This is a genomic window from Herbaspirillum sp. CF444, assembly GCF_000282135.1.
Taxonomy (GTDB): domain Bacteria; phylum Pseudomonadota; class Gammaproteobacteria; order Burkholderiales; family Burkholderiaceae_D; genus Herbaspirillum.
Map to the genome: position 1 here is coordinate 1 of NZ_AKJW01000119.1, position 10,674 is coordinate 10,674.

Consider the following 10,674-nt stretch of genomic DNA (forward strand, 5'->3'; position numbering starts at 1 on the left):
TCGTCAGGACGACGGCGAGGTGGCGAAGGCCTTTTTCTTTGGGTGGATATCGCGCTTGCGTGTTGTCACCAAGGCAATGCCGAAACGGCATGGGACTTTCCCATGCTGAATTTGTATAGTGGTATGCCGGAAAGTAAACAGCCTCACACGGCATCATCAGCGCGGCATTCAAGCCGGACATCAGCGAAAAGAGCGGGAAACAATGGAAATCAAATGGGTCGAGGACTTCTTGTCGGTGGTGGAGACGCTCAACTTCAGCCGCTCGGCCAAGCTGCGCAACGTGACGCAGCCGGCCTTCGGCCGCCGCATCCGCTCGCTGGAGACCTGGCTCGGCGCCGAGCTGTTCGACCGCTCCACCTACCCTTGCGCGTTGACGCCGGCGGGCGAGTCCTTCGTGCCGATCGCGCGCGAGATGCTCAACCAGTCGACCCAGGCGCGCCTGATCCTGCGCGGTCAGTTGGCCGGCGCGCAGGCGACGGTGAAGTTCGCCATGCCGCACACGCTGCTGCTGACCCTCTATCCCAAGCTGCTGTCCGAAATCGAGCAGACCACCGGCCCGATGGCGACCACGGTGCAGGCCACCAATGTGCATGACGCCGTCATGGCGCTGGTCGAGCGCAACTGCGATCTGCTGATCTGCTATCACCATCCGCAGCAGGGCATCGATCTGGACAGCGAACGCTACGCCATGCTGTCGCTCGGCAAGGAGCCGCTGCGTCCCTACGTCAAAGCCGTGCGCAAGGGCGTGCCCAAGTATGCGCTGCCGGGCACGCCGGCGGAGCCGGTGCCTTTCCTGAGCTATTCGTCCTATTCGTCGCTGAGCCGCATCGTCGAGAAGCAGCTCAGCGCCAGTCCGCGCCCGGTGCATGTGTTCCGCCGCTTCGAATCCGACCTGGCCGAGGGTTTGAAGAGTATGGTATTGGAAGGCCACGGCGTCGCCTGGCTGCCGGCCAGCGCCGTCACGCGTGAAGTCGCCGAAGGCAAGCTGACCCTGGCGGTCGCGCCCAACGACAACGAGGCGCTCGCAACCGGCCTGTGGAGCGACGAAATGGATATCCGCGTCTATCGCCGCATCGACGACGCGCGGCCGGAGCTGGACCGCATCTGGGCCTGCCTGAGGGCGGCGCACGGGGTGCGCTGATCCCTTGCACGGACAAGCACAAGATTTCGTTTTGCATCAACCAATGTTTAGAAGAGGACCATCGTGAAGCTCATTACCAATCAACAAGTCAGCGAACTCGTGACCACCGCCGACGCCGTGCAAGCCATGCGCGAAGCCTTCGCCGGCGCCGGCAGCGGCGCCCAGCAGGCGCGCGTGCGCACCAGCGCTTCCAACGGCGTGATGCTGTCGATGATGGGCGCGGTGATTCCCGACGCGGGCATCGCCGGCGCCAAGGTGTACACGACGATCAAGGGCGCGTTCAAGTTCGTCATCACGCTGTTCTCGACCGAGACCGGCGCGCCGCTGGCGACCATCGAAGGCGACACCATGACCGGCCTGCGCACCGCTGCCGCCACCGCCGTGGCCTGCGATGCGCTGGCGCGCAAGGACGTCGAGACGCTGGCCGTCATCGGCACCGGCGTGCAGGCGCGTTCGCATATTCCGGCGATCCTGCAGGTGCGCAAGTTCAAGGAAATCCTGATCGCCGGTCTCTCCGGCCAGCAGGAACTGGCCGATGAAGTCACCAAGGCCTACGGCGTGCCGGCACGCGTGGTCGGGATCGACGAAGCCGCGCGCCAGGCCGACGTGCTGGTGACCGTGACGCGCGCGACCACGCCGCTGTTCTCGGGCGACTTGCTGAAGCCGGGCGCGTTTGTTGCCGCCGTCGGCGCCAGCAAGGCCACCGTGCGCGAGCTGGACGACATCGCCATCAAGCGCGCCGCCGCGCTGGTGGTGGAATGGAAACCGCAGGCGCAAACCGAAGCCGGCGACCTGGTGCAATGCGCGCCGGGCACCTTCGACTGGGCCAACGTGTGGGAGCTGGGCCAGGCCGTCGACGGCAGCATCGGCTATCAGCGCAAGGACGGCAAGGACGACGATATCGTGATCTACAAGGCCATCGGCATCGGCCTGGAAGACGTGGCGCTGGCGGGCCTGGCGTATCGCAAGGCGGCGGCGCAGAACGGCTGGTGATGCGTTGAGCAGGCGTCAGGCACCGTAGCAATGAGATGGAGCAGGAAGGCAGCGGCTTGATGGCTGCTGTTTTCTTTTGCGGAATGGGTTTGTGTGCGCGGACGTTTTTGACGACGCTGGGTCCGGACTTTCGTCAGGACGACAGGGGGAGCGATTTCTGCGGGCATTGATTTCACCTTCCGTCGTCCCAGCGTCGCCAGATGGCTTCCGGCAGGCCCGCACATGCCGCCAAGTCGCTTCACTGTTCACTGGCGCACCACCCGAGTTAAGTGTGAAACATGCTTGCTGGTTACCCAAGCCTGTATCGCCGTCGTCCTGACGCAAGTCGGGACCCAGCGTCGTATCGGCGCTTGTCACGACACTGGGTCCCAGCGTTCGCTGGGACGACGGTGAGCGATGAAAGACGACAATAGGCGTGACTGAACGGCATTGCCGCCCGGGCATGGATTGTTTCAGCGCAGCAAGCCATGCAGTCGCCTGCGCGGATGCGCCATGACAGACGCGCATCACAGGAGTAAGCTGATCCCTGTCCGGCACGCATGCGTCTGCCCGTTTGTCCTTGTGGGGACGCAGCAGGAAGCCTGAAGGAGAACATCATGCGCAATCAACAGTCCGCTCGTCCGACCCGCCCGTTCCGTTTCATCGCTCCGGTGCCTCCTTCTCCTCCGGCTGACGAAAAACCCTTCGACCCCGATCACGAATACGAAGACTCCACCGAAAGCCGGCTGGACCACACCCGCCCGCCGCGTCACGACGAAGCGGCCGGCAAGCTGGAAAAGCACAAGGAAGAGCCGCAGATTTCCATCGGCGACGCATAAGGCGCATCCGGTTTCAGAGATAGTGTGCAGAGTTGGTACTACGACGCCGCGCGCGCCAGCGTGATCGCCCGCTCCGGGCACGCCGTCACGCACAGTCCGCAAGCGCGGCAGGCGTCGGCGTTGGGGGTGTAGGCGACCTGCATGCCGTGCACGCGCAGTTTCAGTTTGTTGAGCAAGCCGAGCGGGGCATAGTCCGCATCGTCGATACGGCGAATCGTGAAGACGTTCTCCGGGCACACATCGAGACAGTCGCCCTTCCCTTCGCAACGCTTCAGATCGACCACCGGCACGATCACGCCGGGAGGCTGATTGCAGCCGGTCGTTGAGTTCTTGTTCATGGTGTTCCTTCCGCCGACCGGCTTTGATTTGATGGTGACGGCTTAAACGCTGCCGGGTGTTTGTGGCGGTTCTTTAACGTCTTTGCTCTCTACGTCGCCGCGATGCCAGCGACCGCGAAAACCGCCGAAGCCGCGCATGCCTTCCTTGAATTTCTGACGTTCTTCTTCGCTCATCTGTTCCCAGCGCTGACGGCGCTCATGCCAGCCGCCGCGACCGCGGAAGCCGCCGAACAGGATCTTGCACAGCACGAACAATCCCAGGGCATGCCAATAGTCGATCTGCTGCGCGCCGGTAAACAGGGACGGCATCAGCCAGTTCCACAGCGACATGACGACAAAGCCGAGTGCGGCGACGCCGACGATGATGAAGACCAGGATCTTCCAGAATTTTCGTTTGCAATGCATGGGGCCGTTCATTTTTTCCTCCTTACAGATGGGCTACAGATGAGTTGGTTAAAGATGGAATTCAAAGTGCGCGCCGTACTTGCAGCTACAAATTGAACTCGTCGTATAAGGTTTGCAGGCGCGCGCGCAGATGCAGCACCGCATAGCGTTTGCGCCCCAGCAGCGTGTTGATGCTCACGCCGCTTTCGGCGGCCAGTTCTTTGAAACTGCGCCGCTCCAGTTCATGTGCGATGAAGACTTCGCGCTGTTCGGGCGGCAGTTCTTCCAGCGCGTCCTGCAATTCGGCCAGCAGCATCGAGCGCGCATAGGCGGCTTCCGGGCCGGCGTCGGTGTCGGGCAGCAGTTGTTCCAGCCAGCCGTCGTCGTCCTCTTCCGCATCGGCGGAGGCGTCCGGCAGGGCTTGTTCCTTCTTCTTGCGAAAGCGGTCGATGATGCGGTTGCGCGCCACGCGGAACAGCCAGGCGCCGACCTGTTCGATCGGCTCGGGCAGGCGGCAGGCTTCCACCAGCTCGAAAAACACATCCTGCAAAATGTCCTCCGCCTCGCTCGGGTCGGGCACCCGCGTGCGAATGAAGTTGCGCAGCCGTGCTCGCTCGCGCAGGACGGTGTCGGTGATGTGTTTATCGTTTTGAGCCATCGTCGGTTCCATGCTGTGAAGACGGATCACGGCGGCGGATATTGTGTGAACGGCGAAATAATCTGATTGCCGGAATGTGTTGCCGCAGGAAATCATTCATTGTGTTTTTGCTTCACCAGCAGGCGCTGCGGCCCGGCGCCCTGTGCCGCCAGCTTGTCGAAGAGATTGCGCAGGCGGCAGCGGTCGATCGACAGGCAGCCGCAGCCGATGCAGTCGTCGAGCGTGTCGCGCAACTTCTTGAGCTGGGCCATGCGTTCATCCAGCTCGGCGCGCCAGCCGGCGGAGAGGCGTTCCCAGTCGTGGCGGCCGGGTGCGGCCGTGACCGGCAGCGTGGCGAGCGCGGCTTCAATTTCGGCGAGGCCGATGCCCACGCGTTGCGCCACGCGGATGAAGGCGATGCGGCGCAAGACCTCGCGCGCATAGCGGCGCTGGTTGCCGTCGGTGCGCGTGCTGGTGATCAGGCCCTTGGATTCGTAGAAGTGCAGCGTCGACACGGCCACCCCGCTGCGCCGGGCGACGTCGCCCACCGACAGCATGGGCGCGATGCCCGCCTGCTCAAGCAAGATGTTCATGCATTCTCCCCTTGACCTCAACTTTACTTGAGGTTTTAGACTGCAAACGGATCATCATTCTAAGGGAGAACATCGCATGTCCACCGCTATCAAATCCTCATCCGTTTTTCGCGTCGACAAATTCGTCGTCCCCGCCGCCTCGCTGGATGCCTTCATCGCGCGCATGCGCTATGTGCACGCGATCCTGGTCGACCTGCCGGGATCGCTGCAGCGGCACATCCTCACGCAGACCGGTGGCGACGGCGAATTCAACGTCGTGACCTTCCTCGAATGGTCGGATGCCGACGCCGTGACGGCGGCGCTGGCGCATGTGCAAAAGCGCTTCGCCGAAGACGGTTTCGATCCGAAAAAAATGGTTGTGGAGTTGGGCATACGCGCCGACCAGGGCTTTTACCGTAAAGCCTGAAAACCCGGCTGGAGGCGGCTTCGCGCCCGGATAGTTGTCGACATTGCCACGAAAGTTGTCGATGTTGTTACGCTTCGGGCGCGTAGCGCTGTGTTTTTATTCAGCCTTTTTCATAAAACCTGTCTGTAGCGCATTTGAGGGATGTACAGTTGCGCCGGTTCGTTTTACATTCTCTGATTAAGATGTGGTATTTCAGGGGCTGGATCAAAAGCTGAATCAAAAGTTATACATAACAACAACAGGAAAAACGGCGATGACAGTTTTGCGGGCGGACGTCAGCGATAAACACGGTTTCGGCATCGGCCTCAGCGGCGGCGCCGGAGCGACCGTGTCGTTGCGTCTTCCCGGTCATCCCATGAGCGAGCCCGATGAGCGCCTTGGTCGCCTGCTGTGGAACATCACTTCGCTGGCCGGCCTGCTGTGCGACGCGCCGATTGCGATGGTCTCGCAACTGCAGGGCGAATTCGATTGTTCCGAACGCGGCGCCTTGTCGATGACGGCCGCCGTCGCGCTCGACAGCGGCGTCGATCAGCGCCGTCAATGGTGGCGCTTCGCAGGACAGTCGAGCGTGGTGTGCAGCACCGCCGACTTCAGTCTGTGCGAAACCGCCGTCACCACACCCGACCGCATCACCGAAATCGGCGACCTCAGTCTCGACAATCGCTTCGCCGACCTGGCCATGATGAAGATCGTGCCCGAGGTGCGCTTCTATGCGGCGATCCCGCTCAGCGACCAGCACGGCGAACTGATCGGCACCTTGTGCGTGCTGGACCGCGTGCCGCGCCGCCTGTCGCCGCATCAGCGCGACGGCCTGCGCCTGTTGGCGCAGCAGTTCATGGAACAGCTGGAAATGCATCGCGACATGCAGCAGTTGCAGCGCCAGACGCTGACCGATTCGCTGACCGGCGTCGGCAATCGCCGCGGCTTCGACCGTCGCCTGCATGAAGAATGGTCGCGCCACGTGCGCAGCGGCGCCGCGTTGTCCTTGCTGATGATCGACGTCGACAAGTTCAAGCAATACAACGACTCTTACGGCCATCCGGCCGGCGACGTCATCCTGAATCTGCTGTGCGAGCTGTTGCGCATGCCGCTGCGCGCCAGCGACTTCGTGGCGCGCTACGGCGGCGACGAGTTTTCCATCATCCTGCCGAACACGCCGCAAGCCGGCGCGCAACTGGTGGTCGACCGGATCCAGTCCATGCTGACGGCGGCGCAGTGGCCGCATTGCGTGGTCACCGTCAGCGTCGGCATCGCCACGCTGGAACCGGAAGAAGTCTGCGATTTCGCCACGCTGCTGCAGCGTGCCGACCAGGCCATGTATCTGTGCAAGTACCGCCGCCGCGAAGCGGAAAAGCGCGACTGAGCCGCAAGCCCGGGCGCTTCGGCAACTGCTCCTGCTTCAGGGCGCCTTCGACTTCAATGCCTCCAGCAACATCTGCCCCATGATCTCCGGCCGTCCGCGGAAGATGGTCTGCACCGCATCGACGCCGGTCAGCTCGCGCCGCAACTGATTGCGCAGCGCATGCTCGTCGGCCAGCCGGATGGTCGCCTTCACATAATCGTCCACCGTCGGCGTCACCAGCCACTGCGGAAACTTCAAGCGTCCGAACAAGCCTTGGTCGATGTGCTCGTGCACTTCGGGCCCGGTCTTGCACACGCCGACCAGCCCGGCGCTGACGGTGTCGATGATGCCGTTGGTATTGCCGAAGGGGAAAGGATTGATGAACATGTCGCAACCCGCGATCACCTGCATGTAGGCGCTGTAATGCTGATGCGGATACACCGTGGCGGCGTCGCCGAGGTACTGGCCGATCACGCGCTTGACCTGCGGATAAATCAGCATGCCCTGCGCCTGCCCGATCAGGAAGTGGAAATGGATCTTGCTCTTCGCTTCGCGCAGGATGCGTTGGCACGCCAGCAGGAAATCCGGATTGAGTTTCATCGTCGTCGACGCCACCACGATCTGCACCACTTCCGGTTCTTCGCGGATGTGCCCGGGCAGATCGAGTTCATCGGCCAGCGCCGAGGCGCGGTAGGGCATGCCGTCGCCGGGCAGGCGCAGCAGCTGTTCGCTGAAGCAGGCCGGGTCGCCGACGTAGTCGTCTTCCACCACGACGTAATCCATTTCCTGCGAATGCGAGGTGGCCGGATGGCCCAGCGCCATCGCCTGCACCGGCGCGATGCGCAGGTTGCTGAGGAACATCGTCAGCGCAAACATGCCCACGCTCGGCATGTACAAAATCTGCGCCGCTTTTGCCTCTGCCACGCCGCGGATCTGCGCCAGCTGCTGCTGGATCTCGCCGGCGCCGATCTCGACGAATTCGTCGAACACCGCGCGTCCGGCATCGTCCACGGTCTTGCCGTAGCCCATGCCGACGACGTGGAACAATTCGCGCGCCGCTTCCAGCGTGCGCGAGTGGGTGCGATAGATGGAGTGCGCCGCGCTGAACCATTCGACCACCACCAGCAGCACCGGCTTGTCCTTGCCGTCGAGTCGTATCGGCGTATTGAGCGGCGTCAGGCCCGCCTTGGCGATGCTGCGTCCGAGCAGCGCGTTGATCGGTTTCTTGATGTCGTGCTTGTCGGCGCGGCGCGCGTAGCTGCAATGCATGTAGACGTCGTGCAGGATGCCGGCGGGCAGCTGGGCGAGGTCGTCGATCTGTTCCAGCCGCTGCGACAGCCACGGCAGGATTTGTTCACGCTTCTCGTACGCCACCGGCGTGGCCAGCAGGCGCGGCGACAACAGCGCCAGGCACAGGCTGGCGACCAGCACCTTGTCGTGCGCCCAGAAGGCGTCGAGGTCCATCGGGATTTCGGACTCGGGCGAATACAGCAGGCAGAATTTAACCAGGTCGCGGTTGCCGATTTCGACTTCGCGCAGGTTGCCCTTGCCGCGGATGTTCCAGGCGCGCACCACGTGGTCGGCGTTGCGGAAGGGACTGGCGGCGAACAGGCCCGACAGCCAGCGATGCATCAGCAGCATCTGGCCGAAGCCGATCTGGGAGAACTGGAATTCGCTGTCCGCGAACAGGCAGGAAATCGCCGCCGCGATGCGCGTGACGACATGGTCGTTCAGCTCGTTGGGCAAGACGCTGCTCAGCGGTTTGGCGCTGAAATTTTCGCCCGGCAGGCCGTAGTTGCTGTCCAGTCCGGACAGCAGGTCCATCAGCTCGCGCGCGGCGGCTTCGTGTTGGCGCGAATAGGCCAGGTATTCGAAGTTCTCCAGCGAAAAACCCATGTCTCTTCCTCAATGCCGTTCGGTTAATTCTGTGAAGCGTGAAGCTCCGGGAATTCATTGCAAACCTTGAATTGCCGTCGTTACCGTCGTCCTGACGAAAGTCAGGACCCAGTGTCGTATCGACCGTCTTTACGACACTGGGTCCCAGCGTGCGCTGGGACGACAGTCAAAATCTTCTTTCGCTTTATTCTCAATGCTGTTCTTCCGCCTCGAAACCTGCCTCGCGCAGCGCATTCAATACCTGCGCCAGATGATCGCGACCGCGCGTCTGCAACACCAGCTCGATGTCGACGTTCTGCGCCGCCAGCATGGTGAAGGCGCGCTGGTGATGCACTTCATCGACGTTGGCGCCGGCTTCGGCGACGGTGGCGGTGATGCGCGCCAGCACGCCCGGCACGTCGCGGGCGGACACGCGCACGCGCGCCAGACGTCCCGCGCGCACCATGCCGCGTTCGATGATGGCGGCCAGCAGCAGCGGATCGATATTGCCGCCCGACAGCACCATGCCCACGCGCTTGCCGCGGAAGCGTTCCGGATGGCGGATCATCGCCGCCAGGCCGGCGGCGCCGGCGCCTTCGACCAGGGTCTTTTCGATTTCCAGCAGCATCAGCACGGCTTGTTCGATGTCGCCCTCGTCGACCAGCAGCAGGTCGTTGACTTCGCGCGCGATGATTTCGCGCGTCAGTACGCCAGGCGTGCCGACGGCGATGCCTTCGGCGATGGTGCTGCTGCCGAGCGCATGCGTGGTGCCCTGGATGGCGTTGACCATGGACGGGAAGCGCTTGGCCTGCACGCCGACGATGTCGATGTCGGGTTTGCGCGCGCGCGCCGCGACCGCCATGCCGGCCAGCAGGCCGCCGCCGCCGATGGCGACCACCAGCATGTCGAGGTCGGGCACCGCATCGAGCATTTCCAGCGCGACCGTGCCCTGGCCGGCGATGATGGCTTCATCGTCGTAAGGATGGACGAAACTCAGGCCGCGTTCCTGCGCCAGCGCAAAGGCGTGGGCGCGGGCTTCTTCCAGCGTGTCGCCGTGCAGCACCACTTCGGCGCCGAAGCCGCGCGTGCGCTCGATCTTGACGCCGGGCGTAAAGCGCGGCATCACGATCAGCGCGTGCAGGCCGAGGCGTTGCGCGTGATAGGCGACGCCCTGCGCATGGTTGCCCGCCGACATCGCGATGACGCCGCGCGTGCCGTTGGCGGCGAGGTCGGTCAGTTTGTTGCAGGCGCCGCGCTCCTTGAAGGAGGAGGTGAATTGCAGGTTCTCGAACTTCAGGAAAACCTGGGCGCCGACGATGTCGGACAGCGTGCGCGATTCCACGCACGGCGTGTTGAGGATCTGGCCTTGCAGCCGCGCTGCGGCGCGCTGGATGTCGTCGATGGTGGTCATACGGTCCGCTCAAAGTCTGCACAAAAACAGGGAGCAGACATTGTAGCGAGAGAGACGGCGGCTGCGGGAATGTATTTGCGCGGGGTGCGCTACGTATTTTCCGCTGCCGCAGAGGGATTTGGGGAGTGGAGGATTGGCATGTCAGCTACTGCACGTCGTTCAGTCAAACCTGTTTCTCTATCCCGGTCGTCCCAGCGGACGCTGGGACCCAGTGTCGTAAAGACGGTCGATACGACACTGGGTCCTGACTTTCGTCAGGACGACTGCTCTATGGATTTAACCTGGCCTTAACGTGAGGCTCAGTGCAGCTTGAAGATGCCGACGATCTGCGCCAGGCTGGCGGCCTGATCCTGCATGGCGCGCGCGGCGGCGGCGGCTTCTTCCACCAGCGCGGCGTTCTGCTGGGTGCTTTCATCCATCAGCACGATGGCGCGGTTGACCTCTTCGATGCCGGTGCTCTGCTCGGTGCTGGCGGCGCTGATCTCGGCCACGATGTCGGTCACGCGCTTGACGCTGGCGACCACTTCGCCCATGGTCGCGCCGGCGTTCTCGACCAGCTTGCTGCCGCTGTCGACCTTCTCGACGGAGTCGGTGATCAGTTCCTTGATTTCCTTGGCGGCCGAGGCCGAGCGTTGCGCCAGGCTGCGCACTTCCGACGCCACCACGGCAAAGCCGCGGCCCTGTTCGCCGGCGCGGGCGGCTTCCACCGCTGCGTTCAACGCCAGGATGTTGGTCT

12 protein-coding genes are annotated in these 10,674 nt (G+C 63.2%); 5 read left to right on the forward strand and 7 right to left on the reverse strand.

The window, feature by feature from the left end; translation table 11 throughout:
• Positions 1-202 precede the first annotated feature (202 nt).
• The 3 genes from PMI16_RS24540 (at position 203) to PMI16_RS24550 (ending at position 2,952) form a co-directional block, all read left to right on the forward strand.
• On the forward strand, positions 203-1,141 hold the full coding sequence (locus tag PMI16_RS24540; RefSeq protein ID WP_007884628.1) for a LysR family transcriptional regulator: 939 nt from the start codon (positions 203-205) through the stop codon (positions 1,139-1,141).
• Positions 1,142-1,204: 63 nt separating this feature from the next.
• Positions 1,205-2,134: an ornithine cyclodeaminase family protein gene (locus PMI16_RS24545; protein WP_007884630.1), complete on the forward strand. Its 930-nt coding sequence runs from the start codon at positions 1,205-1,207 to the stop codon at positions 2,132-2,134.
• A gap of 596 nt (positions 2,135-2,730) precedes the next feature.
• On the forward strand, positions 2,731-2,952 hold the full coding sequence (locus tag PMI16_RS24550; RefSeq protein ID WP_007884631.1) for a hypothetical protein: 222 nt from the start codon (positions 2,731-2,733) through the stop codon (positions 2,950-2,952).
• A gap of 38 nt (positions 2,953-2,990) precedes the next feature.
• Here PMI16_RS24550 and PMI16_RS24555 read toward each other — a convergent pair whose 3' ends face one another.
• From PMI16_RS24555 to soxR, 4 genes are all read right to left on the reverse strand, one after another.
• The gene (locus PMI16_RS24555; RefSeq protein WP_007884632.1) at positions 2,991-3,290 is read right to left on the reverse strand and encodes a 4Fe-4S dicluster domain-containing protein; all 300 of its coding nucleotides are present in this window, start codon (positions 3,288-3,290) and stop codon (positions 2,991-2,993) included.
• 42 nt (positions 3,291-3,332) lie between these two features.
• Complete coding sequence (locus tag PMI16_RS24560; protein WP_007884633.1) at positions 3,333-3,707, reverse strand: hypothetical protein; 375 nt, start codon at positions 3,705-3,707, stop codon at positions 3,333-3,335.
• A 73-nt stretch (positions 3,708-3,780) separates the two neighbouring features.
• Positions 3,781-4,344 carry an RNA polymerase sigma factor gene (locus tag PMI16_RS24565; RefSeq protein WP_034382222.1) on the reverse strand — a complete coding sequence of 188 codons (564 nt, stop codon included), beginning with the start codon at positions 4,342-4,344 and terminating at the stop codon, positions 3,781-3,783.
• 80 nt (positions 4,345-4,424) lie between these two features.
• Complete coding sequence (gene soxR / locus PMI16_RS24570) at positions 4,425-4,904, reverse strand: redox-sensitive transcriptional activator SoxR (RefSeq protein ID WP_007884635.1); 480 nt, start codon at positions 4,902-4,904, stop codon at positions 4,425-4,427.
• A gap of 76 nt (positions 4,905-4,980) precedes the next feature.
• Between soxR and PMI16_RS24575 the strand changes: the two genes are divergently transcribed.
• Both PMI16_RS24575 and PMI16_RS24580 read left to right on the forward strand, forming a co-directional pair.
• Positions 4,981-5,310 (forward strand): hypothetical protein, encoded by a 330-nt coding sequence (locus tag PMI16_RS24575; RefSeq protein ID WP_007884637.1) that lies wholly within the window; start codon positions 4,981-4,983, stop codon positions 5,308-5,310.
• 253 nt (positions 5,311-5,563) lie between these two features.
• Complete coding sequence (locus PMI16_RS24580; RefSeq protein WP_007884645.1) at positions 5,564-6,673, forward strand: GGDEF domain-containing protein; 1,110 nt, start codon at positions 5,564-5,566, stop codon at positions 6,671-6,673.
• A 36-nt stretch (positions 6,674-6,709) separates the two neighbouring features.
• Here PMI16_RS24580 and PMI16_RS24585 read toward each other — a convergent pair whose 3' ends face one another.
• The 3 genes from PMI16_RS24585 to PMI16_RS24595 form a co-directional block, all read right to left on the reverse strand.
• Entirely contained in the window at positions 6,710-8,548 is a 1,839-nt protein-coding gene (locus PMI16_RS24585) for a hypothetical protein (protein WP_007884646.1), read from the reverse strand.
• A gap of 190 nt (positions 8,549-8,738) precedes the next feature.
• A complete protein-coding gene (locus tag PMI16_RS24590) occupies positions 8,739-9,938 on the reverse strand; it encodes a threonine ammonia-lyase (protein WP_007884647.1) in 1,200 nt (399 codons plus the stop codon).
• A 299-nt stretch (positions 9,939-10,237) separates the two neighbouring features.
• Positions 10,238-10,674 (reverse strand): methyl-accepting chemotaxis protein (locus PMI16_RS24595; protein ID WP_007884648.1); only part of this gene is annotated, 437 nt, incomplete at its 5' end.